The organism is Acetobacter conturbans (assembly GCF_011516755.1).
Classification (GTDB): Bacteria; Pseudomonadota; Alphaproteobacteria; order Acetobacterales; family Acetobacteraceae; genus Acetobacter; species Acetobacter conturbans.
Genome location: NZ_WOSY01000009.1, coordinates 73,172 through 92,109 on the forward strand (window position 1 = coordinate 73,172; position 18,938 = coordinate 92,109).

The 18,938-nt window shown below is 58.1% G+C and carries 19 protein-coding genes and 1 tRNA gene; 7 read left to right on the forward strand and 13 right to left on the reverse strand.

All coding sequences use genetic code 11. The features are described from left to right. Positions 1-23: 23 nt before the first annotated feature. The 3 genes from GOB81_RS10630 to GOB81_RS10640 all read right to left on the reverse strand — a co-directional run bounded on the left by GOB81_RS10630 (position 24) and on the right by GOB81_RS10640 (position 3,330). Complete coding sequence (locus GOB81_RS10630) at positions 24-2,231, reverse strand: prolyl oligopeptidase family serine peptidase (protein ID WP_242010197.1); 2,208 nt, start codon at positions 2,229-2,231, stop codon at positions 24-26. Between the two features lie 258 nt (positions 2,232-2,489). Then, positions 2,490-2,565, reverse strand: a tRNA-Ala gene (locus tag GOB81_RS10635). 93 nt (positions 2,566-2,658) lie between these two features. Continuing rightward, positions 2,659-3,330 carry a Maf family protein gene (locus tag GOB81_RS10640; protein ID WP_173570399.1) on the reverse strand — a complete coding sequence of 224 codons (672 nt, stop codon included), beginning with the start codon at positions 3,328-3,330 and terminating at the stop codon, positions 2,659-2,661. Between the two features lie 464 nt (positions 3,331-3,794). On the opposite strand from GOB81_RS10640, the gene hemE reads away from it, so the two are divergent. The 4 genes from hemE to GOB81_RS10660 all read left to right on the forward strand — a co-directional run bounded on the left by hemE (position 3,795) and on the right by GOB81_RS10660 (position 6,586). Continuing rightward, positions 3,795-4,802, forward strand: coding sequence for a uroporphyrinogen decarboxylase (gene hemE / locus GOB81_RS10645; protein WP_242010206.1), 1,008 nt, complete (start codon positions 3,795-3,797; stop codon positions 4,800-4,802). Positions 4,803-4,805: 3 nt separating this feature from the next. Then, entirely contained in the window at positions 4,806-5,507 is a 702-nt protein-coding gene (locus tag GOB81_RS10650) for an HAD family hydrolase (protein ID WP_173570401.1), read from the forward strand. Beyond that, positions 5,504-5,953 carry a protoporphyrinogen oxidase HemJ gene (gene hemJ / locus GOB81_RS10655; protein ID WP_173570402.1) on the forward strand — a complete coding sequence of 150 codons (450 nt, stop codon included), beginning with the start codon at positions 5,504-5,506 and terminating at the stop codon, positions 5,951-5,953. The genes GOB81_RS10650 and hemJ overlap by 4 nt, the downstream gene beginning before the upstream one ends. Before the next feature lie 144 nt (positions 5,954-6,097). Continuing rightward, positions 6,098-6,586 (forward strand): Spy/CpxP family protein refolding chaperone, encoded by a 489-nt coding sequence (locus tag GOB81_RS10660; protein WP_173570403.1) that lies wholly within the window; start codon positions 6,098-6,100, stop codon positions 6,584-6,586. Positions 6,587-6,686: 100 nt separating this feature from the next. On the opposite strand, the gene GOB81_RS10665 is transcribed toward GOB81_RS10660, so the two are convergent. From GOB81_RS10665 to GOB81_RS10675, 3 genes are read right to left on the reverse strand one after another with little or no spacing between them, the layout of a single operon-like run. Beyond that, the gene (locus GOB81_RS10665) at positions 6,687-6,992 is read right to left on the reverse strand and encodes a hypothetical protein (RefSeq protein ID WP_173570404.1); all 306 of its coding nucleotides are present in this window, start codon (positions 6,990-6,992) and stop codon (positions 6,687-6,689) included. Between the two features lie 49 nt (positions 6,993-7,041). Continuing rightward, entirely contained in the window at positions 7,042-7,509 is a 468-nt protein-coding gene (locus tag GOB81_RS10670; RefSeq protein ID WP_173570405.1) for a hypothetical protein, read from the reverse strand. 45 nt (positions 7,510-7,554) lie between these two features. Then, on the reverse strand, positions 7,555-8,142 hold the full coding sequence (locus tag GOB81_RS10675) for a phage tail fiber protein (RefSeq protein ID WP_173570406.1): 588 nt from the start codon (positions 8,140-8,142) through the stop codon (positions 7,555-7,557). Between the two features lie 229 nt (positions 8,143-8,371). Between GOB81_RS10675 and GOB81_RS10680 the strand changes: the two genes are divergently transcribed. Further along, complete coding sequence (locus GOB81_RS10680; protein WP_408736927.1) at positions 8,372-9,037, forward strand: peroxiredoxin; 666 nt, start codon at positions 8,372-8,374, stop codon at positions 9,035-9,037. Continuing rightward, on the forward strand, positions 9,034-9,459 hold the full coding sequence (locus GOB81_RS10685) for an ArsR/SmtB family transcription factor (protein ID WP_173570407.1): 426 nt from the start codon (positions 9,034-9,036) through the stop codon (positions 9,457-9,459). The genes GOB81_RS10680 and GOB81_RS10685 overlap by 4 nt, the downstream gene beginning before the upstream one ends. A 78-nt stretch (positions 9,460-9,537) precedes the next feature. Here the strand turns inward: GOB81_RS10685 and GOB81_RS10690 are convergent, their stop codons facing one another. The 7 genes from GOB81_RS10690 to GOB81_RS10720 all read right to left on the reverse strand — a co-directional run bounded on the left by GOB81_RS10690 (position 9,538) and on the right by GOB81_RS10720 (position 17,043). Continuing rightward, the gene (locus tag GOB81_RS10690) at positions 9,538-10,464 is read right to left on the reverse strand and encodes a hypothetical protein (protein WP_242010198.1); all 927 of its coding nucleotides are present in this window, start codon (positions 10,462-10,464) and stop codon (positions 9,538-9,540) included. 98 nt (positions 10,465-10,562) lie between these two features. After that, positions 10,563-11,633, reverse strand: a complete 1,071-nt coding sequence (locus tag GOB81_RS10695) for a hypothetical protein (protein ID WP_173570408.1) — start codon at positions 11,631-11,633, stop codon at positions 10,563-10,565. An 83-nt stretch (positions 11,634-11,716) separates the two neighbouring features. After that, on the reverse strand, positions 11,717-12,697 hold the full coding sequence (gene hslO / locus GOB81_RS10700) for an Hsp33 family molecular chaperone HslO (protein ID WP_173570488.1): 981 nt from the start codon (positions 12,695-12,697) through the stop codon (positions 11,717-11,719). 82 nt (positions 12,698-12,779) lie between these two features. Next, the gene (locus tag GOB81_RS10705; protein WP_173570409.1) at positions 12,780-13,139 is read right to left on the reverse strand and encodes a hypothetical protein; all 360 of its coding nucleotides are present in this window, start codon (positions 13,137-13,139) and stop codon (positions 12,780-12,782) included. Beyond that, positions 13,136-14,140 (reverse strand): ornithine carbamoyltransferase, encoded by a 1,005-nt coding sequence (gene argF / locus GOB81_RS10710; protein WP_173570410.1) that lies wholly within the window; start codon positions 14,138-14,140, stop codon positions 13,136-13,138. Before argF ends, GOB81_RS10705 begins: the two co-directional genes overlap by 4 nt. Further along, positions 14,137-15,330 carry an aspartate aminotransferase family protein gene (locus tag GOB81_RS10715; RefSeq protein ID WP_173570411.1) on the reverse strand — a complete coding sequence of 398 codons (1,194 nt, stop codon included), beginning with the start codon at positions 15,328-15,330 and terminating at the stop codon, positions 14,137-14,139. The genes argF and GOB81_RS10715 overlap by 4 nt, the downstream gene beginning before the upstream one ends. A 333-nt stretch (positions 15,331-15,663) precedes the next feature. Beyond that, positions 15,664-17,043, reverse strand: coding sequence for an amino acid permease (locus tag GOB81_RS10720; protein ID WP_173570412.1), 1,380 nt, complete (start codon positions 17,041-17,043; stop codon positions 15,664-15,666). Between the two features lie 124 nt (positions 17,044-17,167). Between GOB81_RS10720 and lhpI the strand changes: the two genes are divergently transcribed. After that, entirely contained in the window at positions 17,168-18,928 is a 1,761-nt protein-coding gene (lhpI, locus tag GOB81_RS10725) for a cis-3-hydroxy-L-proline dehydratase (protein ID WP_173570413.1), read from the forward strand. Positions 18,929-18,938 lie beyond the last annotated feature (10 nt).

Below are 18,938 nucleotides of genomic sequence, written 5' to 3' on the forward strand. Positions count from 1 at the left end.
TTTTCATGAATTATTTCTGAAAATCAGTTTGCGGGTGTGAATTGCTGCGCGAGATAGACCGCTTCGAGCGCGCGTTCGTGAGCCACCTCCTCCGCATTTACTGTCCCTGAATGACCACCTTCGACATCTTCATAGTAAAGAAAAGGCTTTTTGAGGGATTCAAGGCGAGCCGCGAAACGACGCCCATGCACGGGTCCGACCCGATCATCGGAGGTCGAGGTAAAGATGAAAGGGGTTGGATAATGCACATCGGCCCTGAGATGCTGCAAAGGCGAAATCGCACTCAGAAAACGAGCTTCATCCGGATTTTTCATGGAACCATATTCATCGATCCATGATGATCCTGCCGCCATGTTTTCGAAGTTCATCATATCGAGAAGAGGCACGCCCATGATGACGGCCTTCCACAGATCAGGATGCCGGGTGAATTCGACACCCATGAGAAGACCGCCATTGGAACGGCCACGAATCCCCAGTGTCTCCCGGGACGTCACGCCACGTTTCACAAGATCCAGACCAACAGCGTAAAAATCATCATAGGATTTCTGTCTGTGCGTCTTGCGCCCTGCTTCATGCCATGCGGGTCCGAACTCCCCGCCACCACGAATGTTTGCAACGGCATAGGTCCCACCCTGCGTCAGCCAGAGACGACCCAGAACAGGATCGTATGACGGCATCATGGACACCTGAAAACCACCATAGCCCGTCAGGAGGGTGGGGTGATGACCATCATTTGTCATTCCCTTTTGCCTGACCAGAAAATAGGGAATGACAGTTCCGTCCGCCGAACGGGCCTGAAGCTGCTCGACCGCAAGATTTTTTGTATCGAACAGTCCCGCTGCCTGACGGATCTTTTCAACGCCTGCCTGAGTGGTGCCTACAAGCCATATCTGTGGCGGATCAAGAAATCCTTCCACTTTCAGCAACGCAGCATCCGATTGCTGATCGGCATCCGTGATATGGACAGATGACATATCCGGCAACGGCAGCACGACATGCTGCCATGCGCCATTCCGCACATGCAAAACCATCGCGCGTCCACGAACATTGTCCAGATACGTCACGATCACGCTGTTTCGTGTCACGGCGACATCATCCAGCGCCTGCGTCCGACCCGGCGTGAAAAGAACCCTGACATTCAGATCATCAGTTTTCGGATCGACAGTGACAAGACTGCCTGCCGTAATCCTGTTCGAGCCGGAAGGCGTCCAGTCTTCACCAAGCACAAACACCAGAAATCCGTGGATCATGCCTTTCAGTTCAAGGCGGTTTGGCAATGGAAGCCAATGTAATGTGCCGCCGTTTTTACCCTGAAAGGCTGTATCCATGCCATTGAGAACAGCAAATTTACTGGAAAAGAACGTCGGCGACCGCCGGATCAGCAGAAGACGATTTCCATCACCATCGGTCAGCGCCAGAGGATCAACGGCGACATCGGTATTTTCACCGCGATAAATTTCCAGAGCCTGATCGAAAGATTCATTTCTGATCACACGCCGCACCACGAACGGATAACCCGAAGATGTCAGCATGTCTCCCGTGCCATCCCAGTCCCGCGCCACCAGCAACGTATCGCGGTCCACCCATGCGGCAGACTGTTTCGCACGTGGAAAAACGAACCCGCTGGTCACCAGAAGGCCTGCCTGCGTGTCGTATTCTCTCAGCGTATCGGCGTCTTCTCCCCCCTGTGAAAGGGCAACGAGACAATATCTTTCCTGCGGCTTCAGGCAGTCCGCACCGTCGAATACCCAGTTTTCATGTTCTTTTTTCGCCAGATCATCAACATCCAGCTTTGTCAGCCAGCCGGGCAACGTGGAGCGATAAGACGCGAGCGTGGTGCGACGCCACACACCACGCGGATGATGGGCATCCTGCCAGAAATTCCAGATCTGGCCTGCTAGAAATGTGGGAACTTCCAGTCTTTTCTTGCTCTGCAGGACCGAAAGCGCCTGCTCATGGAAAGCCTGATAGCGTGTATCCGTTTCCAGGGTCTCTACTGTCTTGCGGTTCTGTCCATCGACCCAATCCAGAGCCTGCGCGCCACGAATGTCATTGAGAAATGAAGGGACTCCGGCAGGAAGACCATGTTCAGTCTGGCCAAAACATGGACGCACCAGCAAGGAAATCGAGAGGGCAGCCAGCAGCAGGCCGTATTTTATCGTCTGGTTTTTCGCAGACGCTGATGGGGGAGGAGAAACCCCTTTTGGACGCGGAAAAAACATGACTGACATTGCTGAAGCCCAAATGAAAATTTCACAATGAGGGCTTTCCTAGCATGAATGCTGTCCGGTCTGGTTAAGCTGTGAGGAGGCCGGATATCCACGCAGCGATGCAGATCATGCGATGACCTTCGCGCAGCCAGAAACACTGACCGCAACGTAACAAAAAGGTCCACACGCGCTATGAAAAATCGCAGGCAGGGATTAACCGAAGATTTTTGGAAAAAATGGAATGTTATTTCCGACCAGTTCCACTGATTTTCAGGGAACTGGTGGAGCCAATCGGGATCGAACCGACGACCTCCTGAATGCCATTCAGGCGCTCTCCCAACTGAGCTATGGCCCCATCGGGACGATTATCATACGACATCGTCCGAGTGACGGCGCGTATAACCTGAGGGAGAAGCCCTGACAAGTCCCGTTATCGTGAGAAACAGAATTATTTGGCGAGAACACCGAAATCCCGAAGAGCGTTCAGCAACGGCAGCAGAGGCAGACCGAGAATGGCGGAATGATCGCCTTCGATCCGCTGGAAAAGCTGAATCCCCGTCCCCTCCAGACGATAAGACCCTACGCACCCGAGACAGGCCTCTCCTTCACTCTCAAGATAGGCATCGAGAAACTGTTCGGAAAAGCTCCGCATGGTCAGCGCGGGTTGTGCGAGATGCGTCCACATCACCCGTCCCTGCCACCAGAGAACGACGGCGCTGTGAAGATGATGGGTTTTCCCGCGTAAACGCAGAAGCTGGGCCCGCGCCCCTTGCCGGGAAGACGGTTTGTCAAACCATTCGCTGCCACCGGCTCCTTGGCAGGTCAGCATCTGATCGGCCCCAATCACCCAGGCGTCCGGGTCTCCCACCGTGGCCGCTACGGTTCCGGCCTTCGCCTCCGCGAGACACAGCGCAACCTGAGACGCGTCCTGCCCTTTTTCACGCCCAGCCTGCTTGTACTCATTTTCATCAATATCAGCAGTTCGCACCGTGAAATCCACGCGACTTTCCCTGAGAAGGGCCTGACGCGCACTCGATCCGCTGGCCAGAACGAGGCGGCTTTTTGCTGAAAGGAAAGAAGGGGCCAGTACTTCGTCAGCAGCAGTACTCGAGTCGATCATTTTTCCTATGCCTTTTCCTGAATGCACTCCACCCAAGGATAATCCCGCTTTCGGGGGTGAGTACTTCGGTGAGTACTGTACCGAGTACTTTGTGCGTTACTGGGGTACATGGGGATAGTACGGGACACCATTCGGGAGAGTACCGAGTACCGGGGACAAGTGCCAAAGCGGAGGGTACGGTGAATTGTACACAGCCCTCTGCGGGGGATTTCTGGATAACTCCTGAAAACCCATATTTTCCAGTGTGATACATTCTGTACACAGTCGGGGAAAACTGGGGTACATTTTTGGAAAGCCGGGTACCCCGACATACACACCCCCTATAGAAACCACATCATTTCTTTATTTTCTTTTCTTCGTTAGAGATGAGGGACTGATTGCAAACGAACGGCGGACGGATAGTGACCACCACACACGGAACCGATGAGAACCGACGACTTCTGCGCACCCTGAAGGGCGAGGCCATGTGGCCGCCTCCGATATGGCTGATGCGTCAGGCTGGACGGTTTCTACCCGAATTTCGTGCACTTCGGGAAAAGGCGGATTTCCTCACTCGCTGCATGACGCCCGATCTTGCAACCGAGATCACGCTTCAGCCCATCCGCCGCTTCGCCATGGACGGAGCTATCCTGTTCTCGGATATTCTCATTCTGCCTTGGGCTATGGGCCAGTCGCTGGAATTCATCGAGAAACGAGGCCCGGTTCTGGAGCCCATCCGCAGTGCCGCTGATCTGGCGCGTCTCGATCCGAAACGTATCGCGGAGCGCACAGCGCCGGTGGGCGAAACGCTGCGGCGTGTGCGGAAGGCCCTGGGCGAACAGGTTGGAGCGGCTGCTCCCGACACGGTGACGCTGATCGGGTTTGCCGGGGCGCCGTTCACTGTCGGTTGCTACATGGTCGAGGGCGGCGGCTCGAGGGAGTTCGCCCAGACCCGTCTGATGGCCTACCGCGAGCCGGCCCTGTTCGACCGGCTCATCGATCTGCTGACCGAAACGACGGCTTCCATGCTGGCAGACCAGATCGAGGCCGGTGCGCAGGCTGTCATGCTGTTCGATTCATGGGCCGGGCTTCTGCCGCCGCAGGAATTCCGTCGGCACGTCATCAACCCGACACGTCAGATCGTAAGCTACCTGAAGGGCCGCTACCCGCATGTGCCGGTCATCGGTTTTCCGAGACTCGCCGGTGTGATGTCGCCCGAATATGCCCGTGAAACCGGTGTGGACGCGATGGCGCTCGATACGGGAGCCGATCTGACGACGGTGGCGAAACAGGTGAGTCCGAACCTTGTCCTGCAGGGTAATCTTGACCCTGTGTCCGTTCTGGCCGGTGGTGAGGGCATGCTGCGCGAAGCCCTGTCCATTCGTGAAGCCGGACGTGGCCGGGCTCATGTCTTCAATCTCGGGCATGGTGTGTTGCCGGAAACGCCGCACGAGCATGTGGGTGAGTTGCTTGCGGCTTTGCGAAAGGTCTGATGAATGACATCCGCTCTTGAGCCGAATGGTCGTCTGAGACTGGTCATTTTCGACTGCGATGGTGTCCTGATCGACAGTGAAGGACTGAGTTGCCGGCTTATTGCGGGTGCGGCGCGCGAAGCAGGTTTGGCGGTCAGCGATGAAGAGGCCGTGACCCGTTTCGGTGGCAAGGCTCTCCCCTTGCTGAAAGGGGAGATCGAGAAGGAGAGTGGGTGCCGCTTGCCCGATGACTGGTCTTTCGCGATGCGAGACCGTTTTGTCGACGCCTTCAGCCAGTCAGTGGAGACGATAAAAGGCGCGCGGGAGATGCTGGAACAGGTTCTGGCGCTGGAACTGCCTGTGCGGGTGGGATCGAATTCATCCATGCTGGAGATGGACGCTAAATTCAGCGGCAGTGGACTGGGTGAACTTCTGGATCAGGACCGCATTCATTCAGCGATCGACATGCAGAAGCCCAAACCGTCCCCGGCTGTGTATCTTCATGCGGCTGCCCAAGAGGGCGTGCAGCCAGCCGCGTGTGTGGTGCTGGAGGATAGCGACACAGGTGCAAAAGCGGCGCTTGATGCGGGCATGACGTGCGTGCTGCTCAGGGCACAGGGACAACCCGTTCCTGACTGGCCGGGTCTTGTCAGAATCAGCAAACTTTCGGAATTCTCTGTCATTTTGAAGCACGCTCTGGAAACTCAGCGCGAAAGCGGCTCATGATCGACGGGCTTCTGCCGTGGTATCCGTGGATCAAGGCCTTTCATCTCATGTCCGTCATGGCGTGGATGGCCGGTCTTTTTTATCTGCCAAGGCTTTTTGTCTATCATTGTCAGGTCAGTTCAGGATCTGCCGAAAGTGAACGTTTCAAGACAATGGAACGTCTTTTGCTGCGGGCCATCATGAATCCGGCCATGGTGGCATCCCTGTTTTTCGGAGTCCTGCTGGTTATGACGCCGGGTGTCATCAACTGGATGGCAGGATGGTGGCACGTGAAAATGGCCGCCCTTTTGGCGATGTTTGCCTTTCACGGCTTTTGCGCCCGTTGGCGTTCGGACTTCGCACGCGATGAAAACACGCACTCCGAAAGATTTTATCGGATCGCCAATGAAGCGCCGACGCTGCTTATGATGGTGATTGTGATCATGGTTATCGTGAAACCATTCTGATTTTAAAAAACATAACCATAATGTCAGGATTGACTTACATTTCGTATCAAAGTTGCGATTTTTTTGACACCAGGAGTTGTTCTTCTGTCTCCAGTATGCAGACGGGACATGTCTTGTCTGCACTGAAACAGGAATTAGGGTCTCATGAAACGTAGTTCATTTCTGATTGCTGCTCTTGCTGTTGGCTCCCTGGCTGTTGGACAGGCTCATGCCACTCCTGGTCCCGCTCCAATGGGGCCTCCTGGCGCTCCCGGTCCGGGACACGCTTTCCTTCCTTTCCTGGAAGGGACAGACCTGACTGCGAAGCAGAAAGATGCAGTCAAGAAAATCATGCATGATGGTCATGATTCCATGAAAGCTTTTCACAAGCAGGAACGTGATCTTCATACCCAGTTTGATGCCCTTCTGCTGGCACCGGGTAAGGTTGACCAGACGAAGTTCAATGATCTGCTCCAGCAGCAGGATGATCTGGAAGCAAAGGAAAATGCAGCTCATCTGACCACTGCCGTTAAGATCCGTGACATCCTGACAGCAGACCAGTTGGCGGCAGCTAAGGATCGCCATGACAAGATCGGGGCGCTGATGGACCAGATTCATCAGATTGAGCATGGCAAGGATAAAGACGAGGAATAAGCTTTCCGTCTGGTCTTTAGGGTAAAGGTTCATGTGTTTTTGATAAATACACATGAACTAAAAAGCCTTCCCGGGATAAACACCGGGAAGGCTTTTTTAGTCATGGGCGTGTTTCGTCTATTTTAAGACCAAGATTTTCAGCAACTTCGGATCTGTCCTGCGAACTGGGGACCATGATCGCTTTTCTGTCTGGCTGATAAGCATTGGCATTCCAGCCGCGTGCCTGTGCCAGTGCGCTGACTATCCGGTAAAAGCCAAGCCATCGTGAGTTTTTTGCCGGTGGCTTCCAAAATCTTACGGCAAGAGCACATGCCGCGATGATGAAGGAAATGATCGCTGTTGCTGTGGCCAGATAGGAAGACGGAATTATTTTCAGTGCAACGCTTAAAAGACTGTCTATATCCATTCAGTTTATTTCTTTTATATTTGATGATCTATCCATGATGCGGTGGATATTACAGGCCGCCATAGATCGTCTTGCCGCCATCATCTGTGAGGTAGGAAATGATGGTGGCAGTACCCGCGTTCGTATTGACGGCGGGCGGGGCGCCATCCTGATAATGGGCAGGAGGCAGGCTGACGGCAAAGCCAGCAGTTGAAGGCTGACGAAGAACGAGCGTCAGATTCTGCAGCATATTCGATGTCCCACCTGTCAACGTCAAATCCAGAGACTGGTCAGGTGTCACATCATAGGTAATGTCGCCTTGCTCAGCGAAGACCATTTGGAAATGAGCGCCCGGGCTTGTGATGACTTTTACCGGGGTCGAGGAAACCGTTGGGTCAGAAACGCTGGAATTTGCACTGGAAAGCTGGTTTGCGATGGGTGCACTGGCATTCTGGCTGGCGAACTGACGCGGGTCGATGCCATGTTCAGGCATCAGATTGTCACCGTCCAGTGTTGTTTTGACGACAGGGTCAGACACGAATGAAAAAATCCATATAATTTAAATGAGAATGAAAATATTGACTTAGCTTTTTGTGGAAAGTGCCAGAAGATTGGCGTTGAGCCACAAGGATGTACCATCTCCCGGATCGGTAGTGGGCAGACCCTGTAAAAGCTGAGACAGGGTCAGATTGAGTTGAGAAATGGTGACACTTCCCTCTCCTGAAGCGGCAGCGCTTCCTCCTACGGCGGCGGTCAGGATTCCGTGGGAAATTGCAACAGGCTGGCGTGCAATGATCTCCGCGCCACTGTCGGACATTCCCACGCGATCACCGCTCGAAAAGAAGCCGTCCGTCTGCATCAGAAGAGAGAGCGCATCGGAAGAAACGGAGTATGTCTGACCCGTCGCAATGGAACGTGGTGGCACCGACCATGCAATGAGCGGCTGCGCATCGGCCGTGTTGTCAACGAAGAGGGCCAGACCGGTAATGAGACCCCAGCTTGCGGTTGCATATCCGAAGCTGCAGGAAGGCGAGACGGAGAGGGTACGGCGGCCGTCCCCTGTGGCTGTGAAGGCGATGCTCTGGCGCGTATAGCCCGCTCCTGTCGCCTCCAGCGCTACAGAGACAGGAGCGCTGACCAGAAGCCCCAGATATCCTTTGAAAAATGACACAGTTGTTTTTCTTCCTGATAAAGCGGGAAGTTTGCGGCCCGCTATTCCGTCATGGAAGTGAGTATGAGCGTCCCCATCCTCATTCGGGATCATCCACCGGAGAAGCGCAGGCTTTTCACGAGTGGGAGGGCAGGAAAGAATTTTGCTTCATGCAGGCATGACAGGGCAAAAAATTAATAATATTAGTAAATCAATTAACAATGCGTCAGATGTATTGCGTTTGGAAATGATGAACATGACAGGACTACCTCCGGCCCTGCCAGCTGGGGGGAATGATATGTGCCCTCCGAAGCTTGGTGATATCGCACCGGATTTTACCGCGCGGACGACGCAGGGATCACTGACCTTCAGCGATCTCCGAGGCTCGTGGGTGCTGCTTTTTTCCCATCCGGCCGATTTCACGCCTGTCTGTACGAGCGAATTCATCGCGTTCGCCCGCCATGCCGATGCATTCGCGGAGATTGGTTGCGAACTGGTGGGGCTGTCGATCGACAGTCTGCCCTCTCATCTGGCGTGGCTGGAGGCGATCCGATCATGCTTCGGCATCAATATCCCTTTTCCGGTTATCGAAGACCCGTCGATGGTCATCGCCCGGGCCTATGGGATGCTGGATGAAAATGCGGAAAGCAGCGCGACGATCCGCGGGGTGTATGTCGTTGATACCGACGGGGTTATCCGCGCCATCAACTGGTATCCCGCTTCTATCGGGCGTTCGATCGAGGAATTGCTGCGCGTGGTCAAGGCGCTTCAGACGGTGGACAGAGACGGCGTCATGACGCCCGAGGGATGGCAACCGGGCGGAGATGTGGTTCTGACTGGCCCTGTCACCCAGGATGAAGTGACATCGGCTGGGCCTGCATGGTTCTTTCAATATAAACAGGCGAAAAAGAAATGAACCGTCTGGACAATGAAGAAGCCCGTAAGCTGACTGATAAGCTCAAGCTTTTTGCGCAACCCCAGCGTTTCATGATCCTGACGCTACTGCTTGATGGGGCGCTGGCGGTCAGCGACATCGAAACACGGACTGGGATCGGACAGCCGACGCTGAGTCAGCAGATAGGTACCCTGCGGCGCGCGGGAATTATTGCGGCACGCCGGGATTCCCGTTCCATGTATTACAGTTTCACCAATGATCTCGAAAAGGAAACCGTTCGGATACTTCTCGGTCTTTTGCGTGGGCAGATAGAGCCCCCTTCCGAGTTAAGGGCATCATCGGGTCCTGCAAAGGAAAAATTATCGCAACGCCGGGAAACAGTTGAATCCCCGGGAGGTGCGTTCTTTGCCCGCGTGGTGAGGCATGGACATGACATATCCTGACCATCCTGTTCCATAATGAAAAAGCCCTTCTGACTACAGAAGGGCTTTTTCATATCTGTAGACAAACTGCCGAAAGATTCAGTTTGTCATCTTGCTGGCGGGCAACTTGAGATAGCCACTGGCGGGAGACCGCTTCTGAGTGGATGTGGTGCTTGTGTCTGTAGTGTCACCTGCAACACCACCGGGGAAAATGGCATCCGGTTCGGCGGAGGTTGCCGAGGTGGAGGTTGCGGTGGTTCCTGATGAGGGTGAGGGCGTCGCTGAATTGGCTACTTCGGGGGCCGGTGAGGATGCAGAGGTCGTCGCGGGTGTCGCGGCGGACACCGCTGATGAAGTCGCCGCGCTAGACGCTCCAGTCTTGGCCGATGAACCATCCAGAGATTCCGTCTGAATGGCTCCTGCCGTCGGCATGCCACCGGCATCGACAAGCCAGTCCTTCAGGTTGTGGCGGATCTGGAATTCCAGTTCCACATTCATGTCCTGCATCATCTGACGCGTCAGTTCATAGAGATTGGCCTTGCTGTCCGCATCCCCCTTGCTGAGGTCGGGCTTCATCTCACGGGTCACATGGGCTTCCGCTTCGCCGACCTGCTGCCCCGTGGAGGACAGGACATCAAGATGCGTGTCCAGACGGCCAGCCAGCATACCGCCGGGCTCATGAACGATGGAGGCGCGATCAATCGTAAAGACGGCTGAGCCGGTCGTTCCTGCTGCAACGAGACGCTGCTGCGCCATCTGGATCAGCGCCTGATCGGGCGGAATGGGAGCCTGTCCGGACTCATCTCCGGGGACGGATCCCGGCGTCGCATGATCGGCCATCTGCAGGGTGGCGATATTCAGGTGAAGTTGATTGAGATAGCTGTACTGATAGGGGGGAAATACCGTCACGGCATCATCGTCGGACGCACAGCCTGCGAGAAGACCCATAGAACCGAAAGAAGCGGCCATCACGGCTATCCGTGCCCGACGCGCCAGTAGACCGAACCCTTTGTCGAGGCGAACCATCCCGCTCTTCTCCATGTCTGCACATATATTTCGTTCATGAAGTGCTTCAGCAGAATGCAACATGAACGGTCTTTCTGTCCTGGTCACCGAGAAATACCTTATTCCTCTTCCGGACCTCTCTTTTGCCCAATCTGCGCCTGAATGGCGGGAACCCCAAATGCGTTCGGGGACAGCGGAGAAAGTGACTGGCTTCCGGCATTGGCCCCGTTGTTCTGCTGTCCGTTCCAGTTGCCCGGAAGCGTCGGCAACGAACCCGGCAGTGACGAAGCGGCACCGAGAGTGAAGCCTCCCGGACTTCCCGCTTGTCCGAACTCGATCGTCAGTTCCTGTGGGGCTTCTTCCACGTAACGTGCATCGCCGATAAATCGCGACAGGAGACGTAACGGGATCAGTTCAGCCACATCGTTCTGCCGCTCCATCAGGATGATATCCTGCTGCGGGCAATAGATGACGGAAATTTCAGCGTCATCAGCAGGGTGCACCGTGCCGACATACAGAACGATGTTGGCGTGAGGGTCGGCGAACCGTGTCAGTTCCATGTCGCGCAGGCGCAATACTGTGTAGCCACGCAGTACAGCGCCGCCATAAGGCGACAGGACGACGGGTGTGCTCTTTGCCGCCAGTCCTTTTGCAATGGAGAGCAACTGCGTGAGAGCAGCAGCTTTCAGAGGGGGGGTATCCGGACGGAAGGAAAGTCCCTCGGCAGGCAGCATGGCGGCGGTGAAGCACCCGGGAGGCGGGAAGCGCTGCAACCAAGCTGAGAGCAGGTTTTCACACAGGATGCGACCGAGGTTGCGGACTTTTTCGGTTAACGGAACCTCGCCCGGTCGCAGGGCTTCCAGCGCGGTAGTCACCAATGTCCTGAAATAGGGGGCGACAGAGTCTACCAGAGTGTCCTGTTCTTCGGGCGTCAGATCCTCGAAGCGGGAGGCGCGGTAATTGAACGTCCTGTCAAAGATCCAGAACGCTTCCAGCCCGTCATCATGACGGAGGCGGAGAACCGGATTTGGCAGCAGGCTCACATGCAGGGCGAAAGGAGCCCAGCCCGGATAGAACCGCCTGAGCGGCTGGTTGTTGACGTTCAGAGTGTGTGACTGACCATCGAGATTGACGATGATACGACCATCATCCTCGGGATAGGCTTTATCCTGTGCGGAGGTCCCGGACATTCTTTTCTGCCTGCTGTCTTAACGCCTGAGTGACGGTCTCAGGCCCTGCTGGACCTGAAATCGGGAAGTATCCGCGAACACGCTCAGGTGTCCGCTTCCGCACGATGAGCGACCGTCGTGCGGTCGAACAGGAAATCATGATTGCAGAACTCGCATTTCATCGTAATGGCGCCGTCCTCCGTCATGTGGTCGAGGTCATCGTCCGAGAAGCGTGACAGCACATCCGAGAGTTTCGCCTTGGAACAGCGGCAGCCATAGGCCAGTGCCCGTGGCTGGCCGAGGACAGGGTCCACCTCATGAAACAGACGATACAGCAGCGTTTCCGGCGACAGGCCGTCATCCAGCAGTTCCCCGTCCGTCAGGGTGCGCGCCAGCACGACAGCGGTATCCCACGCATCTTCCGTGCGCTCATCCATCGCGACCTCAACATCCGGATCGCCGGAGACATCGGAGCCCCCCCCGTCTGCGATGCGCTCAAGGATCAACCCGCCGGCGCGCCATCCGGCGTCCGTGTGGCGCGCGGCCAGCATGAGCCAGCACGCATGCTGTTCACTGGTCGTGAAATAATGCATCGCCATGTCTGCGAGACTGTCACCGGTGATCTCGACGATGCCCTGATGGCGGTCCATGTCCGGTCCCTGATCAACAGTCAGCGCCATATAGCCGTCGCCGGTCAGTTCCCGGTCCGAAACCGGTTTGCCGGAGCCCAGCAGCGGTTCGAGCTTGTCCTCATCCTGCCGGGCGTAGAACCGCAGTGCGCCGGTATCGGTGGAGTCCGCGAGAAGCAGGCTGACCGGGCCGTCACCTTTCACCTGAAGCGAGAACGATCCCTGAAACTTCAGGGCGCTGGCCAGTGCCGCGACCATCGCGAGGGCCTCCCCCCCAAGGGCGGAGATCGCCGGATTGTTGTCATGACGTGTGAGAAGGGCGTCGGCCAGTCGTCCGAGACGGATCAGCCGTCCGCGAACGGGACGGCCCGCAAGATGGAAAGGCGTGATACCCCCCGGCACCACCACGTCCGGCACCTCCGGACGACCTCGATCAAGAAACGCGGGGGTTTCCAACATGCCTCTCCTTGCGTGTGTCTGCTCTTCGATGCGGCGTCGCCACCTCTGAAGCAGACATATGGTGACGCGCCCGTCGGTGTTACAGGTCTGCCGTCAGACGGGTTTCCACCGCCTCAAGCGCCTGTTCAAGCCTGCGTTCCGTCTCATCGCTCAGAGTGAACGCCGGTCTCAGGGCCGCGAGCAGCCCGCGACGGCAGGCGTCATGCGCGACGTCCAGATCCTCCCCGCGCGGCGCGGCGGCAAGGCAGTCGATATAGGAATCACGGAACGTTTGCAGCTTATCGGCCGGAAGACCGAGCACGGTCAGCGCCTTGTCCACTTCTGGCTCCAGCCAGCCGGGAGCAGCCGGTCCCTCTTCCGTGGAGGACACCAGCGCCGGGCCGTTTTCCGGTCCCGCCGCCACGATTTTGTCCGCGTCGTTTCCTGTCTTGTCGCTCATTTTGCCTCCTCTCCGAACCGGGTCCAGTCGTCACCGCACAGCGCCCAGACAAGAAGACCTTTCTGGGCATGCAGCCGATTCTCGGCTTCGTCGAACACAACCGAGTTCGTGCTCTCGAACACCTCTTCCGTCACTTCCTCGCCGATATGGGCGGGCAGGCAATGCATGAACAGGGCGTCTTTCCCCGCCAGCGCCATGAGAGTGCGGTCAACACGGTAGGGTTCAAGCAGGATGATGCGGTCTGCGGCGGCTTCGTCGGACATGCTGACCCATGTATCGGTCAGGACACAGTCCGCGTTTTCCACGGCTTCGCGCGGGTCATGCGTGAGCAGGAGCTTTGCACCGCGCGTGCGGGCCCAGGCCACCACTTCAGGCTTTGGTGTCAGTTGTTTCGGCGTCGCGATCCGCAGCGTGAAGTCGAACAAAGCTGCGGCTTCGATCAGGGAGGCTGCAACATTGTTGCCGTCTCCCACCCACGCCAGCGTCCGTCCGGCGATCGGTCCCTTGTGTTCCTCGAACGTCATGATGTCGGCAAGGATCTGCACCGGATGAGAGTCCGGCGTCAGACCGTTGATGACAGGCACGCTGCTCCATGTGGCCAGTTCGTGCAGGGCGGCGGTTCGGCCGGTACGCAGGACGATGGCGTCGACAAAGCGGGAAAGAACCCGCGCCGTGTCGGGGATGGACTCGCCGCGACCAAGTTGCGTGTCATTGGCCGACAGCACCACAGCATCTCCACCAAGCTGGCGCACCCCGACTTCGAAGGAGACGCGGGTGCGGGTGGAGGGCTTGGACAGCAGGATGCCGAGGGCGCGGCCTTCCAGTGGCTTTTGCGGGTGCAGTGGCCGCGTGCGACCGCGCTGCATGCGTTTCATGCCTGCTGCCACGTCAATAATCTGCCGCAACGTCGCCTTGTCCAGATCACGCAGGTCCAGGAAGTGGCGGATGGCCTTCCCCGAAGGCTGTTGATCAGGAAAGGCGGGTTTGGCAGAGGCGGTCACGAGGCAGTCTCCAGTGTAGCGGCCCGGACGGTTTCAGCGGCCTGCCGCAGGCGGCTCACGGCTTCGCGGCAATCCTGTTCCGAGATGGTGAGTGGCGGCACAAGCCGCAGAACATTGTCTCCGGCGGAGACGGCAAGAAGGCCCGCAGCCTGCGTGGCGGCAAGCACGTCAGCCACTTTGGGCACGCAGCGCAGGCCGATCAGCAGACCGAGGCCGCGACGTTCCGAGAACACGTCCGGAAAGTCGCCGATCACCGCATCCAGTTCCGTGTTGAGGAAGGCTGCGCGTTCCTGCACGCGGTCCAGGAAACCGGGAGCGAGAATGATGTCGAGAACCGCGTTGGCGGCGGCGCAGGCGAGCGGATTGCCGCCGAACGTCGTGCCGTGGGTTCCGGGTGTGAGATGCTTTGCCACGGCCTCACGGGCAAGGATCGCGCCGATGGGGAAACCACCACCAAGTCCTTTTGCCGAGGACATCACATCCGGCGTCACGTTCGCCCACTCATGCGCGAACAGCTTGCCGGTGCGTCCGACGCCCGTCTGCACCTCGTCAAAGGCGAGAAACAGGCCGAACTCGTCGCACATGGCGCGGAGTTCCTGAAGGAAGCGCGTATCGGCAGGCTTGATGCCGCTTTCGCCCTGTATGGGCTCCAGCATCACACCCGCCGTTTCCGCCGTCACGGCGTTACGCACCGCATTCATGTTGTTGAGCGGCACATGGTCGAAGCCGGGAGCGCGCTCTCCGAACCCGTCGAGATAGGTCGGGTTGCCGGTCGCCGACAGCATGCCGAGCGTGCGGCCGTGGAACGCGCCTTCAAAACAGAGGATGCGGGTCCGTTCGGGGTGGCCGCTTTTCGCCTGCGCGCGACGGACGGCTTTCACCATGCCTTCGTTCGCTTCCGCGCCCGAGTTGCAGAAGAACACGCTGTCCGCGAATGTCGCCTCCACCAGCCGGGCGGCAAGGCGCTCGGCCTGCGGCACACGGAACAGGTTGGAGACATGCATCACCTTGCCAGCCTGCTCGGCGATGGCCTTCACCAGATGCGGGTTGGCGTGTCCCACGGAACTGGTGGCGATGCCGGCCGCGAAGTCGAGAAATCGTCGCCCGTCTGTCGTGTACAGCCATGCGCCCTCGCCCCGCTCGAAAGCGAGGTCAGCGCGGTTGTAGGTCGGCATCAGGGCGGAAATCATCGGAGCCGTGTGTCCATCTAGGGATTGAAAGGGCTGAAACAGAAATGGCCCGCTGCCTCTCGGGAGCGGGCTTCCGGTTCAGCCTTATGATGGCCGTGCTTGGGCGTGCAAGTCAAACGTACACACCCGCTGAATGCGGCAGACGGCCGGGAAGCAGGTGTGCGGAACCTTGTTCAGGTCCTGATAAATAAGGTGTGGCTGGGGGCAGGCCGCGTTCTGATGAGACCGGGGCAACCCGCATCTTCAGGAGAGCGAAGGGCACGGTGCACTGCTCTTGAAAACTGTCATGGTTGCAAAAGGGCATGGTGCTGTTTCCGCAGCAAACGCAACATTTCAGCTCGGGACCACGATCGAAGAGGAACCGGGGCTGTGTTCCCGGGATTTATGCAGGTTGATCAGACCGTAAGATAAAAGGGTGAGGGCAAGCAGGCCGAGGCTGCCGAAGAGAGTGAGACGCTGCCCGGAATCAAGAGCGATGCCGGTCAGCACGGCAACGATGCCGCCACCGGCGATCACGTTGGCCCACGGATAAAGCTGAATTCCCGGGCGGCGGGGCAGGTCGCCACTGCGGATCATGCGACCGTGAGCAATCACCATGGCGAGATAGATGAAAAGAATGATGTCGCCACAGGCCGTCATCAGAAAAGCGAAGACCGCGCCCGGTGCGAGGATGGAGGTATAACCAAGCATCATGCCGATGGCCGCGCTGAACAGAACGGCTTTCGCCGGCGTGCGGCCGGGGCCGGGTGCACCCAGCCATCGCGGCGCCTGTCCGGCCGCCGCGAGGCTGCTCAGTGTGCGTGACGTGACGTAGACCGAAGAATTCAGGCACGAAAACACCGCACTGAAACTGACGATGCGGATGATGGTCGCACCTCCGGGAATGGTCATGCGATCAAGGGCCGCGAGGAAGGGCGACTGACCTGACGTGACAGTCTCCCAAGGCACGATGCACAGGATCATGGCCACGGAGGCGATATAGAAGGTGCAGACGCGCAGGACGGTGGAGCGTGTCACGCGGGCCAGATTGCGTTCGGCATCCTCGCTTTCGGCGGCGGCGATAGTGGCGATTTCCGATCCCATCATGGAGGACATGATCAGGGGAACGCAGACAAGGATGGCGGCAAGCCCGTGCGGTGCGAAACCGCCATGATTGAAGAGGGTATCCGTAACAGGCGGCGCATGCCCGAAAACATGCGAGACAAACGCGAGACCAAGGAAAAGAAAGCCGACAATACTGGCGACCTTGATGGCGGCAAGCCAGAATTCAACCTCGCCGAACGAGGCGGGTGAAGCCAGATTCACCCCCGTCACCACGGCGACGAGAACGAGGGAGACCATCCATACAGGCAGCGGGATCCATGGTTGCAGCAGGAGAGCGCCTGCGATGGCCTCGCTTCCGATGATGATTGCCCAGAAGCACCAGTAGAGCCATCCGGCGGTGAAACCCGCCCATGGACCGAGACCACGGGCAATATAGTGAATGAAAGTGCCTAGACCCGGTCTGCCGAGCACCATGTCTCCCAGCAGGTTGAGAACCAGCATGACGAGAAGACCGGTGAGCAGGTAACTGATGATGACCGTGGGGCCGGCGACCGCGATGACGGTGGAACTGCCGACGAAAAGCCCTGCCCCGAGAATGCCGCCCAGCGCGATCATCGCGATATGGCGGGATTTCAGGCGTGCTTCGGCTGGGCTGTCAGGATTGTTCATGCAGGCGGCCTCCCCCGGACCCGGGTCGAAAGAAGGTGGATGCGCTGGCTATGCGGCGACCAGATCATATCGTATCCGTAACGGTATGGGGTCGAGCCCTGTTGCACAAGGCGAAAGTGTGGCGATGAGTGTTTCCGAAGATCAGGCGGCAGGCTGTCGCGCCGTTCTGGCAGGTCAGGCGCAGGGCCCGGTCATTGCCACGCGGGAGGCGCTCAGCTTCTGGGGAGGGGTCGATCCTGCGACCGGTCGTGTGATTGATGTGCACCATCCCTTGCACGGGATGTGCCTGAGCGGCGCGGTCCTGCTGATGCCCACAAGCCGGGGGTCCTGCTCCGGGTCGGGCGTGCTGCTCGATCTGATCCTGAACGGACAGGCTCCTGCGGCGTTCGTTTTCTCCGAAGCGGAGGACGTCCTGACATTGGGAGCACTCGTCGCGGCGGAGATGTTCGGCATGACCGTCCCGGTAGCCCGCCTCTCGGCAAAGGTCTTCGACACGCTGTTCCAGACAGAGCATCTGGCGATGACCGGAGCAGCGATCAGAGGCGACACCCAAGGTCTCCCTCTGGACTTCCCTCTTCTGCCGCCACTGGCCGCAACACTCGACCTTACGGAAGACGACCGCGCCATGCTGGCCGGGCGCGAGGGACCCGCAGCGCAGCAGGCCATGCGGATCATTTTTGGCATGGCGGCACAGCAGGGTGCCCGCCGTCTGGTCGATGTCACACGCGGGCATATCGATGGCTGTATTTACGCCAGCCCGGCCAATCTGACCTTTGCCGAAGCGATGGAGAAGGCCGAAGCGCGGGTGCGCATTCCGACCACGATGAACGCAATCTCCGTCGATCGTGACCACTGGCGCGAGCAAGGCGTTCCACCTGCATTCGGCGTTCCGGCGCAGAGGCTGGCGGATGCTTATGTGAGGATGGGGTGTCGGGCGACGTTCACCTGTTCGCCCTATCTTCTGGATGAAGCCCCACAGGAAGACGAGGTGATCGCCTGGTCGGAATCCAATGCGGTGATTTTCGCGAATACTGTGCTCGGAGCACGGACGGCGAAGCATCCCGACTTTCTTGATCTATGTATTGCCGTGACAGGACGGGCGCCTCAGTCCGGGGTCTATCTGGATGCCAACCGTCGGCCACAGCGGATCATTGAAGTCACGATGCCTGCTGATCCGGATGATGCGTTCTGGCCGCTGCTTGGCTATCTCGCGGGACGGGCCGCATCAGACTGCATCCCTCTCCTGCGCGGCGTGGCGGAGGCGAGACCCTCCCGCGACGATTTGAAGGCGATGTGCGCGGCATTCGGCACGACCTCCGCCGCACCCATGTTCCATATTGAAGGCATCACGCCGGAGGCGGACGGAGTGTTCGATGAACCGGTGGAGGTTGTGCAGATCGGCATCCGGGACATGGCTGCGGGCTGGTCACTGTTGAATGAAGGACCAGAGGAGATCGATCTTGTCGCGATCGGCAGTCCACATGCGTCGGTCACGGAATGCCGAAAGCTGGCTGACACACTCGATCTGGCTTTAGGCGCGGGACGGCGACGACACCCGGAGGTTGAGGTGATGGTCACCGCAGGTCGGGCTGTGATTGGAGAATTGCGGGCGGAGGGGACGCTGGCACGGCTACAGGCGGCGGGTGTCAGGGTTCTGCCGGATCTGTGCTGGTGCTCGATTTCCGAGCCGGTCCTTCCATCCCGCACACGGGCCGTCATGACGAATTCTGGTAAATACGCCCATTACGGACCGGGGCTTGCAGGACGCCCGGTGCGGTTCGGCAGTCTTGCCGCCTGTGTTGAGGCGGCAATGTCAGGGCACGTGGAGAAAAGTCTTCCGCCGTGGCTGGCGGACGGTCTTACAACTGAAATCACGACAGTATAGGGCGGAAGGA